Genomic DNA, 23,596 nt, shown 5'->3' on the forward strand with positions numbered 1-23,596 from the left:
CAGCCGCAACCGGCGCCTCTGGAAGGATGCGGAAGCGACCCTCGCCTCCGCCAGAGCCTTCCTCTACGCCGCCGCCGTCATGATCCTCGTCAGACGCCTCGCCCGATCACCCTGACTTCTCGGACGGACTCTGAGGACGGGCGCGATGAAAAGCCGGTCGTCGCCGACGAAATTGCGGTAGCTGTTCTGGCTCCCGCCCGCGAAGTTGAAGCGGTAGAGCAGCGTCTTCTCATCGTTGAGGGCACCACCGGAATCGACGGTGCCGCGGAACTGCTCGAACGAGCCCCAGAGCCCGCCCATCTCGACGAAGCGGGTGGCGGTGGGCTGCTTGGTGATGATGTTGACCAGGCCACCGGGGTCGCTGCGACCGAACAGGGCGCCGCCCGCCCCCTTCAGTACCTCGATCCGCTCGATGTTCTGGGTGTCGATGAGCGGTGGCGGGCCGCCGCGGTTGGTCGCCAGGCCGTTGCGGTAGACCTCGGCCGTTGTCACGCCGCGGATGGCGTACGCGAATGTGCCGAGGCCGCCGAAGTTATTCGTCTGGGTGAGCCCGGGTACGTAGTCGAAGGCGCGGTCGACGCGCGTGGCGTTGACGTCGGTGATGAGCTCGCGCGGCACCACCGTGACCACCTGCGGGACATCGAGCTGGCGGGTGTTGGTCTTGGTGCTCGATACCGCACGGTCGGAACGGAAGCCGGGGGTTGGCCCGATCAGGCTGATCGCGTCGACGGAGCGACCGAGGACGTCCGGGTGGACGGGTTTACCTGCGTCAGCCTCGATCGAGAGTGTGTCCAGGGCGACCGCCGCGTCCTGGGCTTGCACCTCGGATGTCAGTAGGCCAGCCGCAAGGAACGTACTCCTACGAAGGAGGCGCGAGAGGCGGCGTTGTCGCCAACGAGGAAACTGGAGAACGAAGACCATCGGGCGAGCCCCACCGCTTGCCGGGGCCGCATGTCGATGGAGCGCGCGTGCGCGATGAAGGTCTGATGGACCCGCGTCGAACGGCGACCCACCGGACACCCCGCCCGCGAGACCAAAACAACCGCCAAGGCAGGTCTCCTGGCTAACGGGTCATCACCTCTGCCTGACCTTCCCAGCACGAGATGCCAGTGGTCATGTTCGGCAGCGGCTCACCGCTCACAGTTGCGGGGGCAGCTCCGGTCTCGCCCTTGCAGGCTTCACCGAATTCCCTCTTAGCTCACGATCACGGGACCGTGAGAACCTTGACGGTTCCACCGGCACTTTTTGAGACGACAAGTCAACGGAGTAGAAACCCACGCTTGGGGGCACGACGTAGGTGAGCTGTTTGAGCCTGTGGATGTGTCTATTACGCCACAACGGCAGCGGCACGATCCAGCTGTTCCGAAAGGGCGTTGCAACCTGCTCAATCCGACGATGAACGTCCGCTTAGAAAGGAGTGGGCCAGCGGACGTGTACGGCGAGTTTGGGTAGGTGGAGGGCCGCTTATCCGGTGGAACGTCTCCGAAGCGGACCGGCAGCTTTCGGCCAAGAGCTACCAAAGCCAGCCCGCCGTACTGCCTGGAAGCAGACCTTTCGGCCTTCTGGAATGGGTCCTGGCTGTGTCAAAACCCCGATAGTGGTAGCTTTCCTCTGCACGAGCGGAGGACGGCATGGGACGGTTTGTTGTCGGTGCCGAGCGCGATCAGACGACGCTGTTTCCGCCTTGCCTGGAAGACTGGATCGCTGAGGACAACCCTGTCCGTGTTGTCGATGCCTTCGTGGAGGCCCTGGAACTCGGCGCGCTCGGCTTTGCGGGCGTCGATGCGGCACGGACGGGTCGACCGGGCTACCATCCGGCCGCCCTGCTGAAGCTCTACGTCTACGGCTATCTCAACCGGGTCCCATCGAGCCGACGGCTGGAGCGCGAGGCGGGCCGCAACGTCGAGGTCATGTGGCTGACCGGCCAGCTGTCGCCCGATCATAAGACCATTGCCGAGTTCCGTCGGCAGAACGGCTCCGCCATCGGACGCGTCTGTGCCCGCTTTGTCGCCTTGTGCCGCACGATGGGCCTTCTGACGGGGACGTGCGTCGCGATCGACGGCTCGAAGTTCAAGGCGGTCAACAATCGCGACCGCAACTTCACGCAAGGCAAGCTCGACCGGCGTCGCCAGCAGATCGAGGAGAGCGTGTCACGCTACCTCTCGCAGCTCGACACGGCCGATCGTCAGGACCCCACGCCGGAACTGGCAGCCAAGGTGGAGCGGCTGAAGGAGAAGATCGCTCGACTCGGGCAGGAGATGGAGCGGCTGGCGGGGTTGGAGGAGCAGATGAAGGCGGCGCCCGACCGGCAGGTCTCGCTGACCGATCCCGATGCGCGATCGATGGCCACCAGCGGGCGTGGCTCGGGCGTGGTGGGCTATAACGTCCAGGTGGCGGTCGAGACCGAGCATCATCTGATCGTCGCACACGCGGTCACCAATGCCGGCTCGGACCGGGCGCAGCTCAGCGGCATGGCCGCACGGGCCAAAGAGGCTCTGGAGGCGGACACGCTCGATGCGGTGGCCGACCGGGGTTACTATTCGAGTGAACAGATCCTGGCCTGCGAACGCGCCGGCATCACCGTGACGCTGCCCCGGCCGATGACCTCGGGCGCGAAGGCGGCCGGGCGCTTCGGTAAGGAAGACTTCTTCTACCGTCGCCAAGACAACACCTACCTGTGTCCAGCGGGTCAGACGCTGTCCTATCGGCACACCTCGGTCGAGAATGGTTTGACGCTGCATCGTTACTGGACGAACGTCTGCCCGACCTGCCCGATGAAGGCGGACTGCACGACGGGCAAGGAGCGCCGGGTGACACGGTGGGAGCACGAGGACGTGCTGGAGGCCGTGCAGCGCCGGTTGGACGGCGATCCGCTGGCCATGCGGGTCCGGCGCGAGACGGTCGAGCACCCCTTTGGCACGCTGAAGGCGCGGATGGGGGCGACGCACTTCCTGACCAAGACCCTGCCGCGCGTCTCGACGGAGATGGCACTCCAGGTCCTGGCCTACAATCTGACGCGTGTTCTCAACATCCTGGGAAGCCGGAAGCTCTTGGCAGCCATCCCCGCCTGAGCAAGAGCCTTGGATCGCTCACTGAGGGACTGAAAAGCCGTCCAACAGCGCCTTCAACGCAAACGGATTGTCGCTCGACCACAAAAGCTCGCTCCAAGCGATGGAACGCCCATTCTCGCAAGAGTGGGGGGCACCCGAGCACAAAGCCCATTCCCGGCGTTTTGACACGGCCTGGGTCGTGAGCAGACTCTGGGCTTCACGCTGGGAAGATATGCAGCATCGTGCCGATCACGCCGAGCACACCCATACCGATCAGTGCCGCCGTGATGTATAGCCGCATCCAGCTCTCACTTTTGGTGGACGCACGACCGTCGTCGTCTGGATCTTCAAACCAATCTGTCACGTAGTTCTATCATATCTGGCAAGTTGATGAGCGGCCTATGTAAGCTGCGCGACGATGAGATGACCTTGGTATCTTCCTTCAACTTGCCTGTGGCCTTCGAGCGATCTGCTCGATCGGCTACGACGAGTTCGTCAGCGACATGACGACGTGCATAAAGCTCGCGAGACCCGCGCTCCGCACCGGGTGGAAGGGCTTGGCCTGAGCTTCGCAGTATCGTTTCAGGTGAAGGCTCGCCTCGTGGCTGACACAGCTCACGGGGAACACCGCTAGATCCGCTTGCCCAACCAGCCCCGCCAGGAGGCACAGGTTGTCCTCGATGCCGCCGTCGTGGTTGAGCAGCCTGCCGCCCTTAGCCTCCACAAAGCGGCGGAGATTGGCCACCTGACGCTGCCGACCGCCAACATAGAGGATGATCCGCCCGTCGAGCCGTCCTGATGCTCGGCCATCGGCAGTATCTATTCTCGGCTCATCCAGCGCCGCTTCGAGGGCAGCCAGTTCCCTTTCTGCGGCTGAGCGGCGGGCTATTTCCGCGGCGAGATCAGCGCTGAGGCGTTCGGCTGCGCCAGCCAGCACTGCAAGCCGCTCCTCCAACGCAGTCGCATGCGCAGTCTCCCGGGCCAGCCGCACCTCAAGGCCGCGCGTGGACGGCGGCTCGACAGCCGTAGTCGCCGGGATGAGGCGCTCAGTTTCGATCGCCTGGGTGCGCTTCCCGAGATCGTCGCGCTCGCGCATGAGCGCCATGATGCGCTCGTCCCGTGCTGCGAGCGCTTCATCACGTCGTCCCAACTCATCTTCGAGATGGCGCAGGCGGCGGATGTCGGCCCGGTTCGACTGACCGACGAGGTGGGAGAGCATATGCACCTCCCCAAAGATATCCTGCACCAGGGGCCAATCGGTCGCTGGATGGGTAATCGCCGCCCAGTAAGCGCCTGGGATCTCGCCGCGCTCCAGGGAGACTTTCCATAAGGCCCGTACCGCATCGGCTGTGCGGGCCTCGTCGAAGCGTTCGATCTCGCGCTCGTGCCGCCGGTCCAGCGTCTTCTGCAGCAGTCGACCACCGCCATCCTTGCGGCCGGCGATCTGGACGATCTCGCCGTGCAGCCGGTGCTCGCTGATCGTCCGCGCGTCAGCACGGCCGAGTTTGGCCAGGATCGCGCGAGCCTCGGCGTTGGTCAGGCAGGTGCCGACGATCGAGCAGTGCAGGTTCTCGGCAAGCTCCCAGATCCGATCGCGCGGCTTGTCAGCCGGGTCGACGGCGGGCGGCACGAATGGTGGGTGGCCGGCTGCCGCGAGAGCGCGCAGGGCAGGACCGTCGAGGTAGGCGTGGGGCGGCATCGGCGTCTCGGCAGGCGCTATATCCGTTCAGATACAGCACTCTGTCCAAAAACAACCGGCTTGCCTAGAGGGAGGCCGTGGGTGGCTCGTCGTTCGCGTTCCGTTCAGAGGCGACAATCCGGTCGAGGAATGGGGCTGCAACTCGATCAGCGGCACGCTCGATCGCGCGGTAGTGCGCGACCAGATCCGCTCCGAGGGTCGACAGGCGCGCGCCGCCTCCCGCCTTGCCACCGATCTGAGCCTCGACCACCGGCCGTCCGAAACCGCTGTTCATCGCCTCGACCAGCATCCAAGCCCGGCGGTAGGACATACCGAGCGCCCGCCCGGCGGCGGATATCGAGCCGTGCTCGGCGATCATCTCCAGGAGCTGCACCTTACCCGGACCGATGCGGTTGCCGGGTGCAACGTCGATACGGATGCTCAGGCTTGCCATCGGACCTTCTCAGACGCTCCAGCTTCGTCACAACGCGGCTTGAACGCGATCGTGCTGGGCAAGATCGAGCCCCTTTCCGACGCTGTATCTGGTTGTATATAGCCGGGTGACGGGACGGGTGCTTGCCCAGCCCCTGTCCATGCGCTCCTCGTTCTTCCAGGTCCAGACTATGTTCCAGTGCACCGGCTACGCTGCCCAGAGCGCCGAAACGCCGCTCGCGCCCTTCAGCTTCGAGCGTCGTGATCCTGGCGCATCCGACATCGAGATCGAGATCGTCTATTGCGGCGTCTGTCACTCAGACCTGCACACGGTCCGCGATGAGTGGGGCGGTACGCTCTACCCAAGCGTGCCCGGTCACGAGATCGTCGGTCGGGTCACCCGGGTCGGTGCCGAGGTCAAGACTTTCAAACCAGGCGATCTGGCGGGCGTCGGATGCATGGTCGCCTCCTGCCGCGAGTGCTCCAGCTGTCGCGAAGGCCTAGAGCAGTACTGCGAGCCGGGCTTTACCGGCACCTACAACGGTCCCGAGTCGCAGACCGGCGGCCATACCTTCGGGGGCTATTCGAGCCACATCGTCGTCGACAGTCACTTCGTCCTGCGCATCCCGGAAAACCTCGATCTCGCCGGCGTCGCCCCGCTGCTGTGTGCCGGCATCACGACCTACTCGCCGCTGCGCCACTGGAAAGTCGGGCCGGGTCAGAAGGTCGGTATCGTGGGTCTTGGCGGACTCGGGCACATGGGCCTGAAGCTCGCTCACGCCATGGGTGCGCAGGTGACGCTGTTCACGACCTCGCCGGGGAAGGAAGCCGACGCCAAGCGGCTCGGGGCCGACGCGGTGGTGATCTCCAAGGATGCCGACGCCATGGCCGCCCAGGGCGAGAGCTTCGACTTCATCCTCGATACGGTCGCGGCCGAGCACGACATCAACGCCTACCTCGCCCTGCTCAAGCGTGACGCCACGCTGGTTCAGGTCGGGGCGCCCGAGAAACCCCTGCCGATGCAGGTGTTCAGCGTGATCTGGCGGCGGCGCAACTTCGCCGGATCCCTGATCGGCGGCATCGCTGAGACGCAGGAAATGCTCGATTTCTGCTCCGAACATGGCATCACCTCGGACATCGAGATGATCCCGATCGACCAGATCGAGACCGCCTACGCCCGCATGCTCAAGAGCGACGTGAAATACCGCTTCGTCATCGATATGGCATCGCTTCCGAAAGCGGCTTGAGCCATCCCCAGCCCGACATCCACCGCAGCCCCCTCAAGGACCGTATCCGCATGCGCAGCCTGATCCGCTCCGGCCTCGTTGCCGCCCTGCTCCTCGCTGCCGGCGTGGCGCAGGCGGCCGACACCGCGACCGTGTTTGCTGCCGCGAGCCTCAAGAATGCCCTGGACGATGCTGGCAAGGCGTTCAGCGCGCAGACCGGCGTCGAACTCAAGGCGAGCTATGCAGCGTCATCGGCGCTCGCCCGCCAGATCGAGGCGGGTGCGCCTGCTGACCTGTTCGCCTCGGCCGACCTCGAATGGATGGACTACCTCGCCAAGAAGAACCTCATCCGTCCGAACACCCGAGTGAGCCTACTCGGCAACCGCCTGGTCCTGATCGCGCCACGCGATGCGAAGGAGAGCGCAGTCGCCTTCACCCCGGAGGCGTTCTCAGCAGCGCTGGGTCCGGATGGTCGGCTCGCCACGGGCGAGGTCAATTCGGTGCCGATCGGCAAGTACGCCAAGGTCGCCTTCGAGAAGCTCGGCCTCTGGAGCGCGGTCCAGCCTCGCCTCGCACCGAGCGACAACGTGCGCGCTGCCCTGTTGCTGGTCTCGCGCGGCGAGGTCCCGCTCGGTGTCGTCTACGAAAGCGATGCCCGCTCCGATCCTGGCGTGAAGGTCGTAGGCGTATTCCCAGCGGACAGCCACCCGCCGGTCGTGTACCCGTTCGCCGTCACCACGGACGCGAAGGGCGAGGGTGCGCAGCGCTTTCTGGACTACCTCCAGAGCGCGGCGGCTAAGCCCTTCTTCGAGGCCCAGGGCTTCAGCGTCATCGAGGGCGGCAAGCAGTGACCGGTCCCGTATCGGGCTCAGTAGGAAGGCGAATCTCGTGAAGATCAGCGCACGCAACGTCATCAAGGGCACGGTGGTCTCGGTCGACAAGGGCGCCACCACGGCGCACGTCAAAATCGAGATCAGCCCCGGCCAAGTGGTCACCTCCTCCATCACCAACGAGGCGGTCGACAGCTTGAAGCTCGTGGTCGGTGGCCAGGCCTACGCGGTGGTGAAGGCCTCCGACGTCATGATCGCGGTCGACTGACGATGATCATCTCCCGCGCTATCCTCACTGCCGGACTGGTAGCCATCTTGGTCACTTCGGCTACGGCCGAGGACGCACCGGCCTGTGCGAGCTTCGCATGGTCGATAGCGCGGGAGCAGACCGCATTCGCTGCGCCGAGCCTGTCCACCCTGGCGTCCGGATCGGCTTTGTCGAGCGAGGCTGGCGCGGCGCAGCTGACCCTGAAGCCTGCTGCGGAGATCGCGCTACCCGTCCCGTCCGAGAGACCGGCGAAGCCCGATACGTTCTCAGGCTTCGTGACGGCCACGGTACCGGCTGCGGGTACCTATCAGGTGACGCTCTCGGACGAGGCCTGGATCGATGTCAGCCAGGATGGCCGGTCGACCCTGAAGCCTGCGGCCCACAGCGGCAAGACGGGCTGCCCGGGCGTGCGTAAGAGCGTGCGTTTCGCTCTCGATGCCGGCCCGGTGACGATCGAGATCAGCCGCGCAGCAGGCCCACAGATCAAGTTCGACCTCCTCAAAGCCGAGTAGCCATGCGATGGCGCAACGAATCCTTCACGGTTCGCTGATCGGTCCGAGTTCGTGGCGGGCGAGGATCGCCTGACCTTTCTCGGAGACGAGGAAAAGCGCGAGCCGCATTGCGTCCGGATTGTCGGTCAGCGGCGCCATGCCGTAGGTCGCCGGCACGGATAGGTTCGGCGGCAGTTGGATTAGGCTGAGGCCTGGAGCCTCCTTCATCGTGCCGCTTTGGCCGCTGCAGTAGTACAACAGGGCGTCGGCGTTGTTGCCCAGAAACACCGTCGCGCTGGGGCTACGCCCGGCCACCGGTACCATCGTGTTCGGCGAACCGAGTAGCTTCAACGCCTTTCTGTCCAGCGTCGCCTTGGCACCGGGGTGGACGGCCTCGGCCAGGTCGAACACGGCTTGAGCGTAGTCGCCGCCTGGATCAGCGCCGGGCGTCGAGGTCGCTAGGCGCAGATTGGGCATGAGCAGGCGGTCGAGGAGATTGTCGGGGGTCAGGCCGAGGTCGGCACGGGCGAGTACGCACAGCTTGTTGCGGGCAAACGGCACGACGGCTTTCGCCTTGCCAGCCTCCGCGAGTCGGCGCGGCCCAGCGAGATCGGCCGAGAGGTAGAGATCCGCCGTCTCGCCACCTTCGAGACGTTGGCGCAGCAGCCCTGCAGGTCCGAAGGTCGGGGCGGCCACCGCTTCGGCAGGCATGCCGGCGGCGGCGATCACGTCCTTGAGCGCAGCCACCAGACTACCGGCGGCGTAGACCCGCACTGGTTCCGCTCGTGCAGCGGACACGTGCACCAGAGCCAGGGCACCGAGGAGTGCAGCGCGGCTGAGGAGGCGGGTGGGAAGCGAATAGCGCGCGAGGGACAACAGCAGCTCCAGATGATGCGGCGTCGTTATGTCCGAACGGATATAGCCGAGATATGACCAACGTCATCCCCGCAGTGAAGGCGCGCGCGCGACCACCGGCTCAGCCCTCAGTTTCGAAATCACCCGGCTGCGGTGGGGCTATCGGCGTGAACAGGGTCCGGTCAGGCTTGAGGTCGAGGAGCGGCGTCCCATCGAGGCAGTCGAGGCCGCGTACCGTCAGGATGTTGCCCTCGATCGCGACGAGCGTGGCAATCGATGTGCCTATCGGGTTCGGTCGCACCGGCGAGCGCAACGCGAAGGTGCCCCGCGTCGTGCAATCGTTGGCCGGGCTCTGGTGCACGAGGTCACGTCGGGACGCATTGAGCCAGTACAACACCTCGATCCGAGCGAAGGCCTCCAGTCCGTCAAGAGCTGCAACCCAAGGCTCGAACACTTCGATGCGGCAGGATGGACCGTCCAGACGACCTTGCCGTGGGCAAGCGAGACGATCGGTCCAGGGCGTGTGGATACGGCCGATGTAGACCAATCCAGCATCATCGGCCGCGGGCGCGGCGACTGCAACTTCGCCGGCTCTGATTTCATTGAGGCGCACCATGGAAAGCCTTCTCCCATGGACGCCCGACCCAGGCCACTGGGCTAACGCCAGCACCGCAACGCCAAACTACACTGGCGGGATGTCCGATTGCGAGATCCTCGGCCATGGGCCGGCGCTCGCGGTGTCCAGCTCCCTCGCAACGCACCGACCCTCACACGACCGCCCCGCCAAGGCTTCACGTGTGGGTGGCAGGGAACTAGCCTGCGCCCGCCTGTCGTCACGTACTCACCCCGCTGCACGCCGTGCAGTGTCGCGAACGCTTCGGGCGCGCAGGCAGGAGAGGTGGCCTTCATAGCCATTCCACGCGGGTGTCATCCACAGGCAGCCATCAGCAAGGCCGGAACTCGCCGATGCCGCCGTCGTTGACCCCTCAGATTGGATCTGTTCTAATTCGCAACAGAGCGGGTCGACCGTCAGATAGGAGCACCGATATGGCCAGCGCGCACTGCGACAGCTGCAAGTTCTTCGACGAGCACCAGGGCAATGGCGCCGCCGCACAGGGCGATGCCGGTCTGTGCCGTTTCAACCCGCCTGTGAGCCAGCCGGCGCCGGAGTCGAAGGGGCTGTGGCCGGTGGTCTCGTCCGAGGACTGGTGTGGACACTTCACCGCAGAGATGACTGCGGCCGAGTAAACCGTTCTCGTCGCATCCCCCAGGGGAAAGCAGGGCCAGCCTCCGGGCTGGCCTTTTTTATTGCCGTATTGTCATGGCTGCGGATCGGCAGAGCCGATCGGAGGCTCAGTACGAGGCGGGATTTCACACCGGCTAGCGTCCATTCAGACCGCCAAGGTCCAGCGCAGCCGTTCCAATAAGCAAGCTCCATTGAAACTCAACGCTAAGTAGCGTGAGCGACCATGTCGGCAATTCGACCGGATTTCCGACGGGTCGTCCCAACCTTCAGGAGCCCGACCAGACCAGCTCACATTTTGTCGTGAAAATATGTCGGACTTTCAAACGCCGGTAAAACGCTCGGTCAGGCGTGTATGTCTTCTTCGAGCCACGGTTTGCCAGAAACCGGACGGGCAGCTTTCGGACGGCATCAGCCGCGTTGGCAGGCGCCGGTGAACGGCCGGGTTGGGTGGTTTTGCGACGGTCCGCTTATGGGGATTCGTTGAAAGAAGCGGACACCATCGTTGCGTTCGTTTTCACCTCCGCCCTGCGTCCGGCTTTTTGGCTGTGCTGTTTTGGCCACGGCCCACAGCAGCCGCCGTTGTTGGCCTTGCACGCGTTCGTGATCGCGCCTATCCCGGCGACATAAATATCAAATAAAACAGAAGTTTAGCTTCTTTCTAATCTGCGATCTGCATCCCCGCCGGGCCTCCTCCCGGCGAACGCGGGCGGCTGCCCGCAGCGCGCGGGAGACACGGAGTTCATGCGTCGAGATCAGGCACAACGAGGCGCTGTGCGCGCCCTCACCCTCGCGGGCGTCTCGCTCAGCATCCTGATCCAAGCTCTGCCGTTCGCACCGATCGCGATCGGTGCCGCACGGGCACAGGACGCAACCCCGCCGCGACCGCGGGCGCGCAACCCCGCCGACCAAACCGCACAAGCCGGCGTCGTACTGGAGGAATTGAGCGTCACCGGCCAGGGCGGTAGCGGGCGCCGCCAGGAGGATCCGCTCGGCCCCATCGACGGTTTCGTGCCCACTCGGTCGCTGACCGCGACCAAAACCAATACCCCACTCATCGAGACCCCGCAGTCGATCACCGTGGTCGGACGCCAGCAGCTCGACGCACAGCGCGCCCTCACCGTGCCCGAGGCACTGAAGTATGTGCCGGGTGTCTACGGCGGCACCTACGGACCAGGCAGCCGCATCGACTTCTACCTGATCCGTGGCTTCACCGCGCAGGACACCGGGTTATACCTCAACGGTCTACAGCTCCTGCAGTACGGCAACGGTACGTTTCAGGTCGATCCGTTCGGGCTGGAGCGGATCGAGGTCTTGCGCGGGCCTGCGGCCGTCCTGTTCGGACAAGGCGGCCCGGGCGGCCTCGTCAACCTGATCAGCAAGCGGCCACCGCTGGAGGAGCTGCGCTACGTCGAGGCCGGCGGCGGCTCCTACGGGCAGAAGTATCTCGCCTTCGACATCGGCGGTCCCGCCGACGCGGAGGGTCACTGGTTCTATCGGCTCACCGCCCTCGGCCGCAACGGTGGCACCCAGCTCGACGGCACCGACGACAACCGCGGCTACATCGCTCCGGCATTCACCTACAAGCCGGACGGGGCGACCACGTTCACGATCCTGACGAGCTTCCAACATGATGAGACTGGCCGCATCGGCGGCTTCCTGCCCTACGTCGGCACGGTGCGTCCGCAGGCACTCGGCCTGCGCATCCCGCTCAACGTCAACATCAACGACCCGCAAGCCAATCGCTTCCGACGCACGCAAGCCTATGGCGGTTACCAGTTCGAACACGTCTTCGACGACGTGTTCACCTTCCGACAGAACCTGCGCTACTCGTTCACCGAGAGCTACGACAACACCCTGATCTCCGGCAGCTACGTCGCCGGCACGAACCAGACGGTGCTAAACCGCTACCGCTCACAATCCGCTGGCCGTGAGAACCTGTTCAACGTCGACAATCAGCTCGAAGCCCACTTCGACACTGGACCGTTCCGCCATACGATGCTGTTCGGGCTCGACTACAAGCAGGCCCAGCTCGACGGCACCAGCGCGCGCAGCTCGACCACCGCGAACCTGCCGGCGCTGCGGATCAATTTCCGCGCTCCGGTCTACGGGGTGCCCACCCCGATCCCGACACCCTTCAGCGTCACGGGCACCTCCTTCCAGCAGCTCGGCATCTACGCCCAAGACCAGATCCACATCACCCCGGAACTCAGCATCATCGCCAGCGGACGGGGCGACTTCACCGAGAACGACGTCCTCAACAAGCTGACGAGCCGGACCACCGAGCAGCACGCCAACGCGGCGACCCAGCGCTACGGCATCGTCTACGACTTCGACTTCGGACTCGCCCCCTACCTGAGCTACGCGACGTTCTTCAATCCGGTGATCGGGACGGACTTCTTCAGCCAGCCGTTCAAGCCGGAGACCGGCGACCAGTACGAGGCCGGCGTGAAGTACCAGCCACCAGGCTCGCAGCTTCTCGCCACAGCCGCGGTGTTCGACCTGATCCGCACCAACGTGTCGACGACGGACCCGACTAACATCAACAACACGATCCAGATCGGCGCGGTGCGCTCGCGCGGCGTCGAGCTGGGTTTGCAGGCCAACGTCACGCCCGACTTCAACGTCACCGCGTCGTTCACGAGCTACGACCTGAAGACGGTCGCAGACGGTTCGGCCGCCAGGATCGGCAAGACCCCGGTCAACACCCCGCAGACCCTCGCCTCGGCGTTCGCGGACTACACGATCCCGACCGGACCGTTGGCCGGCTTCGGCTTCGGCGGAGGCGTGCGCTACATCGGCATGTCCTACGCCTCGGTCGACAACTACTTCACCGTGCCAGAGGTCGTGTTGTTCGACGCACAGGTGCACTACGTGCGCGATGGCTGGCGCTTCGCGATCAACGCCACGAACGTGGCCGATCGGCACTACGTGGCGTCCTGCATCTCGACCGGCAGCGGATGCTACTATGGCGACGCGCGGAGGGTGATCGCCAGCGCGAGCTACAAGTGGTGAGGCGCCCGGCGGTCTCCGCGTTATGGCGGCCAACCTCGCCGTGACAACTCACATCCGGCTCGCGGTCACTGCCCGGATCGCCCTGGCGGTCTTCGGCGGCTATGGTTTGGCAGGTCTCTTCACCGCGGCGCTAGCGCTCGCCCTGCCGATGGGTCGGGCTGACGCCGCGTCGACGGCGACGCTACTGAGCTTCGCCGTCTACGCAGCGGCGGTGCTTTGGACGTTCGGGGCCCGCCGCTTCGCGATCGCCGCGCTCGGCCTGCTGCTGCCGGCCGTCGTGCTCGGCGGTCTCGTCTGGACGCTGCACGGAGGAGCTGGATGAAGGCGACGTTCCGGCAATCGATGGCGTGGCTGCACGCCTGGTCCGGGCTCGTGGTCGGCTGGGTGCTGTTCGCGGTCTTCCTCACCGGCACCCTAAGCTACTACCGCACCGAGATCTCGCAGTGGATGCGGCCGGAACTCCACGCCGGTCACGCGGTCGATGTTCCGATCGCCGCGGAGCGCGCCGTCGATGCCCTGCACGAGCGCGCCCCGGACGCACGGGCGTGGTTCATGACGCTGCCAACCGCGGAGACTCCCGCGACCCGGATCGTCTGGCGTACCGGCCCCGGAGCCCCGTTCTCGGTCGTGCTGCTCGACCCGGCGACCGGTACTGCGCTCACCGCGCGGGACACCCGTGGTGGCGACTTCCTCTACAGGTTCCACTACGAACTCCACCTGCCTCTCCTGTGGGGACGCTGGATCGTCGGCGGCTGCGCCATGGTGATGCTGATTGCCCTGCTCAGTGGGATCGTCACGCACCGGCGGATCTTCGTCGACCTGTTCACCTTCCGGCCCAAGAAGGCGCCGCAGCGCGCGTGGCTCGACGCCCACAACGTCACAGGCGTACTGGCGCTGCCGTTCCATCTGATGATTACCTACACCGGTCTCGTCACGCTGATGCTGCTGTACATGCCCTGGGGGGTGGACGCGGCCTACCGCGGCGACCGCGAGCGGTACTTCCAGGACCGCGGCCAGACGATCGCGGCTCGTCCTCCCGCACATGCCCCGGGGACGCTGGCGCCGCTCGGACCGATGATCCGCGAGGCGATGCGCCTCACCGGCTCGGAGGCCACCTTCATCGCGATCCACAACCCCCGCGACGCGCGGAGCACGGTGGTGGTAACGATGGATGAGCCCGAGGGCTTGGCTCATCTCCACCCAGCGGTCGGCTTCGATGGAGTGACCGGATCCTCCCTCGGCACGACCATGCCGGCCAGCGCCGCGACCACGGTGCATGGGACATTGGTCGGTCTGCACGAGGCGCACTTCGCACCCTGGCCACTGCGCGTGCTGTTCTTCCTGTCAGGCTTGATGGGCTGCGCCATGGTGGCGACCGGCCTGGTGTTGTGGACCGTAGCGCGTCTACCCAAGCCCAACTCTGCTGCGCGAATGCCGCTGGGCCACCGGCTTGTCCACGCGCTCAACATCGGCACCGTGGCTGGCCTGCCGATCGCCGTGGCGTGCTACTTTCTGGCCAATCGGCTATTGCCCGCCGAGATGCCGGTCCGGCCTGAGGCCGAAGTGCAGGCTTTTTTCGCGGGGTGGTTGTTGACTGTCCTTCTAGCGCTGTTCCTTGCGCCGGCCCGGGCATGGACCGTCGCGCTGACGACAGCCGCCGCCGGGTTTCTTGCGGTCCCGATCGTCGGCGGTGTGACCACAGACCGTCATTACCTCGCGAGCTTGCGCGAAGGCGACACGGTGTTCTTAGCCTTTGATACTGTCAGCTTTTGCGTCGCGGTCGGGTTCGGGTTCGCTGCTTACGCTCTGACCAGCCGTCGAGCTGCCCCGCAGCGACTGAGAAAAAACGCTCTCCGAGTAGGCATCGGATCACGGTCGTCGATCTGAAAGTAATGCCAGTGCCCGGCGGGTAAGAACGGCGACGCCGCGGCCTCGCCGTCTTCCATGGCTGCTTACGGGTATGCATCGAAGCGTCCTGAACGACTGGGAAGGGTCGGTAGGAGCCTATCCGCATTTCCGGCGCTGCTTCCCCGAAGCGGGCCGGCGGCTTTCGGTCATGACAAGACATTGAATGTGTGTCGGACATTTTGTCCGAAACACCCTGACCAGTGCGATTTTGTCCGCGGGTCCGGCGAGGGCTGACGCATTGCCGTGCGGGTATACCCGGGGGGCGGCTACCCCGAGATGCAGATGCCCCTTAACTCGAGCATGCTCATTCGATCAGAGTTGACCTCGATCGTTGGTGTATCATTATAAGCAACGTCCGATGCATAGTGCGATACAGTTCAAGCATGATCTCCGGCCGCTTCATCTCTTACCTGCGTGTCAGTACCGATCGGCAGGGTCGATCTGGGCTCGGCCTGGAAGCGCAACGCTCGGCCGTCACAGACTTTCTGAACGGAGGGGCTTGGACCCTGATCGCCGAGGTGGTCGAGATCGAAAGCGGTGCAAACAGTGAGCGGCCGGAGCTGGCCCGCGCGCTGGCCTTGTGCCGTGCGCACCGCGCAACGCTCGTGGTCGCCAAGCTCGATCGGCTGGCCCGCGACGCTCATTTCCTTCTGGGCCTAAGCAAGGCGGGCGTCGATTTCGTCGCCTGTGACATGCCGTCGGCGAACCGGATGACCGTCGGCATCATGGCTGTGGTCGCCGAGGAAGAGCGTCGGATGATCTCCGCCCGTACGAAGGCTGCTCTCGCTGCCGCTAAAGCGAGAGGGCAAAAACTCGGCGGCTTCCGGGGCCGGGCAGGCACGGCTGCGGACACCGCTAAGGCTCGTGCTGTCCGCGGACGCAATGCCAACGCTCAAGCTGAGGCTCTCGCGCCAATCCTAATACGCCTCGATCCAACAGGTGCAGCGTCACTGCGCGCTGTTGCCGTCTTATTGGAGTGCGAAGGGGTTCCGACGCCCAGCGGAAGCGGTAAATGGACGCCAACGGCCGTAAGGAGGCTGCGAAGCCGCCTTGAGCTCAATAGAGGATTAGGCGCCTCAGCCAGCCAAGTCGTATAGCCGGCTGATCACAGCGGCCCCCCTCCCCTCACCTATTCGACATTTTGCGGGAGTGCTGCCCAACTCCTTGCTTTTTGACGCAGTACATCTGCTTGATGCCGCCCAGTTTCTCGCAAACACCTACTATACAGATCTTCTTGTGTTTAGTCTGTCTGATCTGTCTGATGACTAATCATCAATATCAGACAGCGTGTCTTATTTGACTTGACGTGCGATTTGTTTTATTTGTTGGGCGTTCGGAAAATTGGTCTTGTTAGTTTAAAGGGAGCGAGCAATGATGCCATTTCTTAAGAGGCATAGTAATGGAACATTCTACATACATTGGGTCGAGGGCAGGCGTAGCCGTAGAAAAACAACTAAGCTGCGGGATGACCGCCGTGCCGTGATCTATTTCGCTAACTGGGTGCTGGACGAATGGGCGGCTCTGCCATTCGTTCCACCGAAAAGTCGAAACGCGCGTATGAGCGCTATCTGGGCAAGCCTACAGCCGAGGTTTGACGAGGAGCGCCGAGCTGAGTGCCGTACGATCGCACAGCGTCAGGCCGAACGTCGTGCTGGCCAGACGATCGCGCTTTAACACCGCACTTGCGCGAAGCGCCTAAAGGTTGCCGGTAGGATTTGTGCGGCTCCGGCGCTTTTCGGACGAGGGCGCGCAAGACATTTTGTCTGATAATCAGTTTCCTGGGCCAAGCTATCTAGCTAGCAATTGATTCAGTCGAATAGACCGCTGCTTGGAAATTCATTTTCGGCGTCGAGACGTTCGAGGAGCGCCTGGGCTTTCGCCCGAAGTGCAGCTAGCTCGGCCTGCTGCGGGGTCGACGGGCGCGGCGCCTCGTTCATCAAGCCCTTGAGCCATCGGCGCGCCTCACGGTTGCGGTGCGTACGCGCTCGCTCGCTCGCGCTGCCAGGCTTGTGGGTCCGATGCCAGTCCTCATGGCTAGCACGTTCCGCCGGCGTCATAGTCGCCCACCGTGCGCGCTTCTCGCGCCGCTTCCAGGCCTTGTAGGCGTCGCTGCGCGGCTTGCCGGTCGGTAAGCCAGCAGGATACCCGGGCGTATGCCAGCCGGCCGCGCCGTCGCCGCGCGGCGTGGCTCCTCCGTGCAGCTTGCAACGCGTGCGACCTTTGGCAGGCATCTGCCGGCAGGGCTCGCCGGTGGACTTAGCGATCGCACCGCAGATCGGGTGCAGGTGCCGTTCGGCGTTAAACCGCCGCAGCGCGGCGTTCGCGATCGCGCGGAACTCGGCTGAGTATGACCAAGCGGTTGCCTTCCTCGGCTTGCCGCTTGTGGTTGGCGAACGTCGCTTCATGGCACGACCTCATGAGGTATGGCGGTAACCCCGCCGACTCGCCGGCAAGTGGATATTTTGTCCGCTGGTCCCCGGAGCGCCCCATAGTTCGCGGCGGCCCACCGCTTCCGCATGGCCCTGCTCCTTCGAATCGAGGTGACCGCTATGGCGTCGACCTAGCGCCGGGTCTCAAAGGCGAAGTTGCACAGACCAACAGATAGGTTGGCGCTTGTGCGCCGGCAGCCCAAATGGGCCATGCACACGGTGTGTTCGAAATCAGGGACAAACAGGCTCTAAGCATTGACCGCGGCGATCATGGCCGACCATACCCTCGCCAAATGGGGGTTTGGGGTGTTTGGGGGGGTGATTTTAACTCTGTACGAGAAACTGTCGCTGCCTCTTTCCGCGTGATGATCATAGTAGACCCCCAAAACCCCCATAACCCCCATGGTTAGGATGCCGCCCGTCATTGTGGAGCGCTCGTGGCAGGATTGATCGTGCAGAGCGAGAAGCGGTTGCCGTGGCTACCGTCGATCTTCATCTCGATGCGCAAGCTGTCGACCACGCGCCCACTGATGCGTGCCAGCCATTTGCCGAGGCGCCGGCTACAGATCGCGCCGCCGTCGCCGGCCTGTCGCAGCAGCAGGTCGCGGAATTCTGGCCTCAGAAATTCCTGCTGATTGAGATGGAGGCTGCTGGAGGGCGCCTTCTCGCACGCGGACTTAATGATGGCGTTCGTAGTGAAGCCGCTCGACAGTTCCAAGTGCTCCTGCCAGTGACCGAATAGTTCGCGGATGGCGGACAGTTCGGGGTCCTCCTCGCGCGCCGTATCCATGCTCGCGCACGGGTCCTGCTGGCCGAGCCAGATCAGCGGCGCGCGCACCGCCTCGGTCCAGGCCTCGTAGCTGCCGACCGGGCCGCACACCTTTGGTGCGCCCGCGGCACGGTAGGCCCTGATGATCGTGAGCACCGCCGCGACGTACCGGCCGCGATCGATCATCACCCTGTCTATCGGGTCGAAGTCAAAATCGCGCAGCTCGGGGCGCTCGGCCTTGGTGTCCAGGGTGCAGAGCACAGTGCGCCGGGTCATGTCGCCGACCAGGATCAGGCCGTTGCCGGTGGCGAACACCGTCGCGCGGCACTCCAGCTCGGGCGCCTCGCTCTTGCCGAGGATCCGGACCCGCACGAGCGGCCGTTCGGTGAGCTGGCACAACATGTCGCCACCAAGCTCACCGTTGACGTTATCGATCGACACGATCGGCACCGCCTCGCGCAGGAGCGCGCCGAGCCGCTTCTCGGTCTCCTCCTCGGTTTTGCCGGCTGCGATCACCGGGCAGCGCCGTCCGGTGGCGATGGTGCTGGCGAGGTCTACAAGGTAGCTCTTGCCCGTGCCCGGCGTGGAGGCGCGGATCGCGTGGAGGGGGGCGGTGGGCAGCACGCTGCGCACCAGCGCCGTGAGGATGCAGGAAAGCGCCACGGCGCGGTCGATCAGCCCGACGAACGGGAAGCCGATCAACAAGTCTTCCAGGAGCTTCAGCGCCTGCTCGGCCTCCTCCCGGCTCGGACGCTCTGGCACCGCTGGCATCCGAAAGCTCGGATCGAGAAAGAGGAACAGCCGGGTCTCAGGATCGTAGCCCGGTTTGTCGAGGATCGTGCCGTCCGCGCGCAGGGTCGGCGTGTTGATGACGCCCGCGATCGGGTACAGCTGCCAATCGCCGTCGCGCGCGAGCAGCGCGTTCATTACCTCAGCGGGTGGGTTGATCGTCACCCAGTCCTTGGACCGCCTGTCGAAGCGCTGGTAGCGCGCGACCTGCGCGACCTTGTCGGCGAGGCTGGCCACGCACATCAGCTTGAGGCGCGCCACCGTCGTCCGGCGTCCCTTCGCTGCGGGAATGGTCTCAATCACCGGCCGGACGAGGCTGCCGGAGCGGGTGAAGATAGGCACGTCCGCCGAGAGGATCGCCTGCTCGGTTTCGGTGACGACGCGCGGCACTTCGCCGTTGACGACATCGATCGTGGGGAGGTCGTCGAGCCCATCTTCTCCGTCTGCGGTAGAAGGTCCGCTGCGGCGCCCCTCACGGCTCTGCATGGGCGCCCCGGAGCGTGCTTTGCTCTCAGAAAACACGCGCGGCTTGGCGGCGCCGGAGGTCAGCCCGCTCTCGATCGTCGCGAGGGCAGCGCGCTGGCCGTCGCCCTGGACGAGGCCGCTAGCAACCGCGGCGTCGTAGAGGCGACGCGTGGCCGTGCCGGCGTCGAAGCGACCGGCGCCGACGAGGGTGCCGAGCTTGAACGCAGCAGTGTTCAACGCCTCGTTGCGCTGGCCCCGCGGCGCCTGGGCGACGGCGGCGCACTCTTCCTCGACAGCACGAAGGATGTAGCTGTCGGGCACGTCGCCGTTGATTGCGCGGGAGCGACCTCCGTTCGATCGCGCGTCGGGCTCATGCTCAGGCGCGACTTCGGCGCGGGTCGCTTCTTTCGGTGCAGATGTCGGCTCCACCTTCCTGAGCAGGTCGAGCAGCCAGTCTGGGCTACACGCGAACTGGAATTCGTGCTCGAGCTGCGCGAGGCGGTACCCCCGGCCGTCCGCCCTCCGGCTCGGTGCAGCGATGATGTAGCCGCCACTTCCGCGCACGTCGATGCCAGGTGGCAGGGCGCCGCGGCTGTTGGTGATGGTGAAGCCCTCCGGGTACGCGAAAAGTAGGTGGAGGCCCCCGCTGGGGGTGGTGTGCGTATGGGTCGTGGGCACATCGCCGTGCGCCGCGGTTACCCACTCCCAGGCCGCGACCCCGTCCGGGTCACCCGGCTCCTTCGGCAGGTCTAGGTCGATGGCGAACACGCCGGACTCAGGACCCGTGCGCAGGCCGATCATGGCGTGCGGGTGCTTAACCCACCACGTCCGGATCTGCGCCTCGTCGCGCGTCGCCTTGTAGAGGCCGCCGGTCTTGGGGATCGGGTTGCCGTTCGCGTCCTTGTCCTGCGGGACCAGCGGCCGCTTAGTCGCTGGGTTGCAGGGGAGCACCGGGATCCCGTGGCGGGCATAGACGAGGGCGTGCTCGACCATGCTGACGCTATGATCGGAGGGGCGGGCATTCACTGCGCCGTCTCCCTCACGCTGACGAGGAGGAGCGCGGCGTTCGGGTTCTCAGCCCTCACCATTCCGACCCATTCGAGTTCGCGCTCGGGGCGGGTCTCGATGACGAGGCCGTTCGATCCGAACGCGATAGGGGCCTTAACCGCCTCCTCATAGGCAATCTTCAGGGGGGCGGCGGCAACGATCACGATGACTCGAGATCGGGCGATCAGGCGGCGGACCGATTTCCGATGGAAGCCGGCCGGCCCCATCGCTGTGTGCATGTCGTCCCCGATGATCGCGATGAAGGGCTTGGTTTTGGGAACTTCAAACCGGCCGGCCCGCTGGGGTATCGTCGCCCAGGCGACGCCGTGGTCGCGCACGGCCAGTAGGATCGGGCGCATGTGGTCCGGCGCGAGCGCGAGCGCGGTGTTGAGCCGGAAGCGCGGCAAATCGGCGTGGAAGGCGCCGCTCATCGGTCGCCCCTAACCTGCTGCAGTCGCAGGGGCAGCGTGACGTGGCTGGCCGTCACAATGGCGTCCTCATCAAGGCTGCGGACCACTCCGGCGGCCTCGACGATCTCGTCGCAAATCCCCTCCCCGACGTGGTTCGCGCTGCCGCGGAGGAAGTTGGCAAAGCCCAGAACGGACACGTTCTGTCTGGCGCGCCTGTGCTTGAGGAGGCGCATACGGTCAGCGGCCTCGCCGCAAGCGGAGGTGGGCACCTGCCCAGGCGTTTCATTCTTCATCATCGGAGGGCCATGCGCGCTGCATTGGATCGCTTCGCCCGTGCAGCGGCGCCGCGGTTACCTGGCCTCCAAGACTCAGCATTTTCGACGAGGCTTAAGACACCCGCAGTCTCGACGACGACCCGGCCGGCGAGGCGCTTGAGCTTCAGCCGACCTTCCGATGCCAGGCGATAAATCGTCGTGCGAGAAAGCCCTGTGACATCGCCGGCTACATCCATGCGTAGGTGCGGCCGCTTCTGCCACGGGATGGTGTCAAGGCGTTCCGAAGGCTTTTTTGTCAGGCTGGTCATAGTGATCTGCCATGTCTGATCTGTCGGACGACATGACCATAAGCGGCAGACGCGAACGCCGGGAGCTGACAAAAATTAAGTTATTGTGCGGTAAGCAAAAATCGGGAAAATCAAGATTTGGGACTGTCCTCTGCGCGGCGCTTTATGCCCCTCCGGGCACGCGTGTATTCCTGTTTGACCGCGAGCACATCGCGGTGCCCCTCTTGAGCTGCGATGCTTTGCGCAAATCCGCGTTGTCCCGTGCATTGGTGGAGAACGACGATGCGTTTCAGGGCAACGCCATCCTTCACAGGTGGCCGACCACGCTTGACCTCTCGCCACTCGTAGACCGGCTTCGGCGGCCCGAAGAGTTCGACGATTTCACCAGTGATCGGGCTAATGATCCGACCAGGTTCCCTGAGGCGCTTGATGTAGCGCTTCAGCCGGATCGGCTTCGGCTCGATCAGCGGTAACGGCAAAGCCTTCGAACGCCCGACGGGCCGACCGAGGATCTTCCCGTTGGTGGTTATCTTGGTCTTCGCGCGTTTCCGCTGTTGATTCATGCCGCGGCGCCATCGACGGAGCGCAGCGCAGCGGCAGTGCTCGGTGCCAGGGGCGTGACGGCTCGGCGTGCGATCTCCTCGGTCGCCTCGACGATGTAGGCGGAGTAGTGGTCCTCGATCATCTGCACGCTGGTGTCGTGCAGCGCCGCGACGAGCCTCACCGGCACGCCGGCGCTCAGCGCCCGTACGATCGAGCTATGGCGCAGGCACAGCATGACTGTCCCAGGAGGCGCCCCTGCGCGGGTCCGGGCCCTGTCCCATAGGCGCAGAGCTGCCGAGGCCGTGGCCCACGGCCCTCGATCGACACGCTCCCAGGTGACGGGCCCGACTTGTCGATGCCGCCAGTGCAACAAGAGCGGCTCGTGCCCCCGACGGCCGGCAATGGCGACTTGGAGCCGCTCGATTACGTCGGCCCCGACCGGCACGGCGATCGGCGTCGGGCGCTTGCCGGCGCGTCCCTTGTTCGAGGGTGGCACCATGATCCGACCACGCGCGGTCTGCACGTCGCCGACAGTGATTCGCGCGACCTGCGAGTGGCGAGCGCCCGTGGCCGCCATGACCAGTACGAGCCGCCCGAAATCACAGGTCTCGTCGACGATGAAGGCCGCGTCGATAAGGCGGCGGATCTCGGCATCAGGCAGGACCTGCTTGCGCGCGCTCGATCCTGCTGAATTCGCCTTCGTGCCAGCACGTATCTCGGCGGCGAGCGTGGCCGGCAGCACGCGACGGTGGTGTTCCGCAGCTGCATTGAGCGCGGCGCGCAAGTCGTTCAGCAGCCGGTTGACGGTGGTGGGTTGCAACTCGCCCGATAGGCGCTGTCGCCAAGCCCGGACGGTCCCCGCATTGAGCTTCGCTAGGTCCGTATCGGCGAAGACCTGATCATAGAGGACGTGCTTGCCGAGGCGCTTCTCGGCGTCCCTCCCCGCCGCTGGAGCACGCGCTGAGCGGGCGGCGACATAAGCTTCGACTGCGGTGCGGACGCTTGGGACCTGGGTATCATCCCCCTCCCCTTCGCCGTCGAGACGACGTACCTGAGCGCGCGCCCATTCGATGGCTGCCGTCACCGCAGCCGGGTACGAGAGGGCGTCTGGATCCGATCCAGGGTCGTCAGCCTGGGCGAGGCGTTGCTCGACGCGGTTCCCATCAATCACCAGCTTGACGATCCAAGCGCCAGGTCCTCGCGCAGGCTTGCGGTAGCCCAGGCTGACCCCACCCCGCCCTCCTGAAACACCCTGCCAGCGTGGATTCTTAGCAGGCGGAAGCCGGACCCGCTTAGCGACACTGTCGAAGCTGCTAGGTTTTGCCATCGATCGGTCTCACACAGCGTCTCACACAGACGAGCAGACCAACTATGATAGCGGGAGACAGAAAATGCCAGTATGCAGAGCTGATTACCGCGTTCGCTTCTATCATCCCTGTCTCGTGGCGGCCCTTTCACGGCGAAAACACGGGTTCGATTCCCGTAGGGCGCGCCAATAAAATCAACCACATAGCATCAATGTTTGCGAGCGTAGCGTCGACAGACCGCCGCGCTCAGCATGCGGCAGGCTGGGGATGGCCCGGTTG

Annotated in this window: 22 protein-coding genes, 2 pseudogenes and 1 riboswitch; of the genes and pseudogenes, 11 read left to right on the forward strand and 13 right to left on the reverse strand. The window is 64.9% G+C overall.

Annotation, left to right across the window (positions count from 1 at the left end):
* Positions 1-115 (forward strand): annotated as a pseudogene (locus MKL20_RS30775) (IS5/IS1182 family transposase); the annotation flags it as partial.
* A 17-nt stretch (positions 116-132) separates the two neighbouring features.
* Here MKL20_RS30775 and MKL20_RS30780 read toward each other — a convergent pair.
* Positions 133-921, reverse strand: a pseudogene (locus tag MKL20_RS30780) (TonB-dependent siderophore receptor); the annotation flags it as partial.
* 110 nt (positions 922-1,031) lie between these two features.
* Positions 1,032-1,241: riboswitch (cobalamin riboswitch) on the reverse strand.
* Positions 1,242-1,631: 390 nt separating this feature from the next.
* On the opposite strand from MKL20_RS30780, the gene MKL20_RS30785 reads away from it, so the two are divergent.
* Positions 1,632-3,071, forward strand: coding sequence for an IS1182 family transposase (locus MKL20_RS30785; RefSeq protein WP_244039874.1), 1,440 nt, complete (start codon positions 1,632-1,634; stop codon positions 3,069-3,071).
* A 196-nt stretch (positions 3,072-3,267) separates the two neighbouring features.
* Here MKL20_RS30785 and MKL20_RS30790 read toward each other — a convergent pair whose 3' ends face one another.
* The 3 genes from MKL20_RS30790 to MKL20_RS30800 all read right to left on the reverse strand — a co-directional run bounded on the left by MKL20_RS30790 (position 3,268) and on the right by MKL20_RS30800 (position 5,182).
* The gene (locus MKL20_RS30790; RefSeq protein WP_187193609.1) at positions 3,268-3,414 is read right to left on the reverse strand and encodes a hypothetical protein; all 147 of its coding nucleotides are present in this window, start codon (positions 3,412-3,414) and stop codon (positions 3,268-3,270) included.
* 117 nt (positions 3,415-3,531) lie between these two features.
* Entirely contained in the window at positions 3,532-4,749 is a 1,218-nt protein-coding gene (locus MKL20_RS30795; RefSeq protein WP_147907660.1) for a DUF2325 domain-containing protein, read from the reverse strand.
* Between the two features lie 64 nt (positions 4,750-4,813).
* Complete coding sequence (locus MKL20_RS30800; protein ID WP_147907659.1) at positions 4,814-5,182, reverse strand: winged helix-turn-helix domain-containing protein; 369 nt, start codon at positions 5,180-5,182, stop codon at positions 4,814-4,816.
* A 169-nt stretch (positions 5,183-5,351) separates the two neighbouring features.
* Between MKL20_RS30800 and MKL20_RS30805 the strand changes: the two genes are divergently transcribed.
* The 4 genes from MKL20_RS30805 to MKL20_RS30820 are packed head-to-tail and all read left to right on the forward strand — an operon-like array spanning position 5,352 to position 7,996.
* The gene (locus MKL20_RS30805) at positions 5,352-6,407 is read left to right on the forward strand and encodes an NAD(P)-dependent alcohol dehydrogenase (protein ID WP_147907682.1); all 1,056 of its coding nucleotides are present in this window, start codon (positions 5,352-5,354) and stop codon (positions 6,405-6,407) included.
* A 50-nt stretch (positions 6,408-6,457) separates the two neighbouring features.
* Complete coding sequence (modA, locus tag MKL20_RS30810) at positions 6,458-7,237, forward strand: molybdate ABC transporter substrate-binding protein (RefSeq protein WP_147907681.1); 780 nt, start codon at positions 6,458-6,460, stop codon at positions 7,235-7,237.
* Positions 7,238-7,274: 37 nt separating this feature from the next.
* Positions 7,275-7,484: a molybdopterin-binding protein gene (locus MKL20_RS30815; RefSeq protein WP_147907658.1), complete on the forward strand. Its 210-nt coding sequence runs from the start codon at positions 7,275-7,277 to the stop codon at positions 7,482-7,484.
* A 47-nt stretch (positions 7,485-7,531) separates the two neighbouring features.
* Positions 7,532-7,996, forward strand: coding sequence for a hypothetical protein (locus tag MKL20_RS30820; protein WP_147907657.1), 465 nt, complete (start codon positions 7,532-7,534; stop codon positions 7,994-7,996).
* A gap of 24 nt (positions 7,997-8,020) precedes the next feature.
* On the opposite strand, the gene MKL20_RS30825 is transcribed toward MKL20_RS30820, so the two are convergent.
* Positions 8,021-8,851, reverse strand: coding sequence for a substrate-binding domain-containing protein (locus tag MKL20_RS30825; RefSeq protein WP_187193608.1), 831 nt, complete (start codon positions 8,849-8,851; stop codon positions 8,021-8,023).
* A gap of 100 nt (positions 8,852-8,951) precedes the next feature.
* Positions 8,952-9,446 (reverse strand): tRNA (N6-threonylcarbamoyladenosine(37)-N6)-methyltransferase TrmO, encoded by a 495-nt coding sequence (gene tsaA / locus MKL20_RS30830; protein WP_147907655.1) that lies wholly within the window; start codon positions 9,444-9,446, stop codon positions 8,952-8,954.
* A 431-nt stretch (positions 9,447-9,877) separates the two neighbouring features.
* Between tsaA and MKL20_RS30835 the strand changes: the two genes are divergently transcribed.
* From MKL20_RS30835 to MKL20_RS30855, 5 genes are all read left to right on the forward strand, one after another.
* Positions 9,878-10,078 (forward strand): hypothetical protein, encoded by a 201-nt coding sequence (locus tag MKL20_RS30835; RefSeq protein WP_147907654.1) that lies wholly within the window; start codon positions 9,878-9,880, stop codon positions 10,076-10,078.
* 769 nt (positions 10,079-10,847) lie between these two features.
* Positions 10,848-13,088 (forward strand): TonB-dependent siderophore receptor, encoded by a 2,241-nt coding sequence (locus MKL20_RS30840; protein ID WP_244039875.1) that lies wholly within the window; start codon positions 10,848-10,850, stop codon positions 13,086-13,088.
* A 22-nt stretch (positions 13,089-13,110) separates the two neighbouring features.
* A complete protein-coding gene (locus MKL20_RS30845) occupies positions 13,111-13,410 on the forward strand; it encodes an iron transporter (protein WP_244039876.1) in 300 nt (99 codons plus the stop codon).
* Positions 13,407-14,975 (forward strand): PepSY-associated TM helix domain-containing protein, encoded by a 1,569-nt coding sequence (locus MKL20_RS30850; RefSeq protein ID WP_244039877.1) that lies wholly within the window; start codon positions 13,407-13,409, stop codon positions 14,973-14,975. Before MKL20_RS30845 ends, MKL20_RS30850 begins: the two co-directional genes overlap by 4 nt.
* 404 nt (positions 14,976-15,379) lie before the next feature.
* Positions 15,380-16,093, forward strand: coding sequence for a recombinase family protein (locus MKL20_RS30855; RefSeq protein WP_147907647.1), 714 nt, complete (start codon positions 15,380-15,382; stop codon positions 16,091-16,093).
* A gap of 711 nt (positions 16,094-16,804) precedes the next feature.
* Here MKL20_RS30855 and MKL20_RS30860 read toward each other — a convergent pair.
* From MKL20_RS30860 to MKL20_RS30890, 7 genes are all read right to left on the reverse strand, one after another.
* Positions 16,805-17,401 (reverse strand): HGGxSTG domain-containing protein, encoded by a 597-nt coding sequence (locus tag MKL20_RS30860; protein ID WP_147907646.1) that lies wholly within the window; start codon positions 17,399-17,401, stop codon positions 16,805-16,807.
* 445 nt (positions 17,402-17,846) lie between these two features.
* Complete coding sequence (locus MKL20_RS30865) at positions 17,847-20,441, reverse strand: bifunctional DNA primase/polymerase (protein WP_244039878.1); 2,595 nt, start codon at positions 20,439-20,441, stop codon at positions 17,847-17,849.
* 29 nt (positions 20,442-20,470) lie between these two features.
* On the reverse strand, positions 20,471-20,926 hold the full coding sequence (locus MKL20_RS30870; RefSeq protein ID WP_147907645.1) for a hypothetical protein: 456 nt from the start codon (positions 20,924-20,926) through the stop codon (positions 20,471-20,473).
* Positions 20,923-21,138, reverse strand: coding sequence for a hypothetical protein (locus tag MKL20_RS30875; protein ID WP_147907644.1), 216 nt, complete (start codon positions 21,136-21,138; stop codon positions 20,923-20,925). The genes MKL20_RS30870 and MKL20_RS30875 overlap by 4 nt, the downstream gene beginning before the upstream one ends.
* 59 nt (positions 21,139-21,197) lie before the next feature.
* Positions 21,198-21,488 (reverse strand): hypothetical protein, encoded by a 291-nt coding sequence (locus MKL20_RS30880; RefSeq protein WP_244039879.1) that lies wholly within the window; start codon positions 21,486-21,488, stop codon positions 21,198-21,200.
* Positions 21,489-21,598: 110 nt separating this feature from the next.
* Positions 21,599-22,030: a hypothetical protein gene (locus MKL20_RS30885; protein WP_147907643.1), complete on the reverse strand. Its 432-nt coding sequence runs from the start codon at positions 22,028-22,030 to the stop codon at positions 21,599-21,601.
* On the reverse strand, positions 22,027-23,181 hold the full coding sequence (locus MKL20_RS30890; RefSeq protein ID WP_244039880.1) for a tyrosine-type recombinase/integrase: 1,155 nt from the start codon (positions 23,179-23,181) through the stop codon (positions 22,027-22,029). The genes MKL20_RS30885 and MKL20_RS30890 overlap by 4 nt, the downstream gene beginning before the upstream one ends.
* Positions 23,182-23,596: the final 415 nt, after the last annotated feature.

It is taken from the genome of Methylobacterium sp. E-066 (genome assembly GCF_022829635.1).
Taxonomy (GTDB): domain Bacteria; phylum Pseudomonadota; class Alphaproteobacteria; order Rhizobiales; family Beijerinckiaceae; genus Methylobacterium.

Excerpts from the sequence above, each read along its gene's own strand:
- MKL20_RS30785 (WP_244039874.1), top strand. The coding sequence starts at position 1,632 with ATGGGACGGTTTGTTGTCGGTGCCGAGCGCGATCAGACGACGCTGTTT.
- MKL20_RS30795 (WP_147907660.1), bottom strand. The coding sequence starts at position 4,749 with ATGCCGCCCCACGCCTACCTCGACGGTCCTGCCCTGCGCGCTCTCGCG.
- MKL20_RS30800 (WP_147907659.1), bottom strand. The coding sequence starts at position 5,182 with ATGGCAAGCCTGAGCATCCGTATCGACGTTGCACCCGGCAACCGCATC.
- MKL20_RS30805 (WP_147907682.1), top strand. The coding sequence starts at position 5,352 with ATGTTCCAGTGCACCGGCTACGCTGCCCAGAGCGCCGAAACGCCGCTC.
- modA (WP_147907681.1), top strand. The coding sequence starts at position 6,458 with ATGCGCAGCCTGATCCGCTCCGGCCTCGTTGCCGCCCTGCTCCTCGCT.
- tsaA (WP_147907655.1), bottom strand. The coding sequence starts at position 9,446 with ATGGTGCGCCTCAATGAAATCAGAGCCGGCGAAGTTGCAGTCGCCGCG.
- MKL20_RS30835 (WP_147907654.1), top strand. The coding sequence starts at position 9,878 with ATGGCCAGCGCGCACTGCGACAGCTGCAAGTTCTTCGACGAGCACCAG.
- MKL20_RS30845 (WP_244039876.1), top strand. The coding sequence starts at position 13,111 with ATGGCGGCCAACCTCGCCGTGACAACTCACATCCGGCTCGCGGTCACT.
- MKL20_RS30850 (WP_244039877.1), top strand. The coding sequence starts at position 13,407 with ATGAAGGCGACGTTCCGGCAATCGATGGCGTGGCTGCACGCCTGGTCC.
- MKL20_RS30855 (WP_147907647.1), top strand. The coding sequence starts at position 15,380 with ATGATCTCCGGCCGCTTCATCTCTTACCTGCGTGTCAGTACCGATCGG.
- MKL20_RS30860 (WP_147907646.1), bottom strand. The coding sequence starts at position 17,401 with ATGAAGCGACGTTCGCCAACCACAAGCGGCAAGCCGAGGAAGGCAACC.
- MKL20_RS30865 (WP_244039878.1), bottom strand. The coding sequence starts at position 20,441 with ATGGTCGAGCACGCCCTCGTCTATGCCCGCCACGGGATCCCGGTGCTC.
- MKL20_RS30870 (WP_147907645.1), bottom strand. The coding sequence starts at position 20,926 with ATGAGCGGCGCCTTCCACGCCGATTTGCCGCGCTTCCGGCTCAACACC.
- MKL20_RS30875 (WP_147907644.1), bottom strand. The coding sequence starts at position 21,138 with ATGCGCCTCCTCAAGCACAGGCGCGCCAGACAGAACGTGTCCGTTCTG.
- MKL20_RS30880 (WP_244039879.1), bottom strand. The coding sequence starts at position 21,488 with ATGACCAGCCTGACAAAAAAGCCTTCGGAACGCCTTGACACCATCCCG.
- MKL20_RS30885 (WP_147907643.1), bottom strand. The coding sequence starts at position 22,030 with ATGAATCAACAGCGGAAACGCGCGAAGACCAAGATAACCACCAACGGG.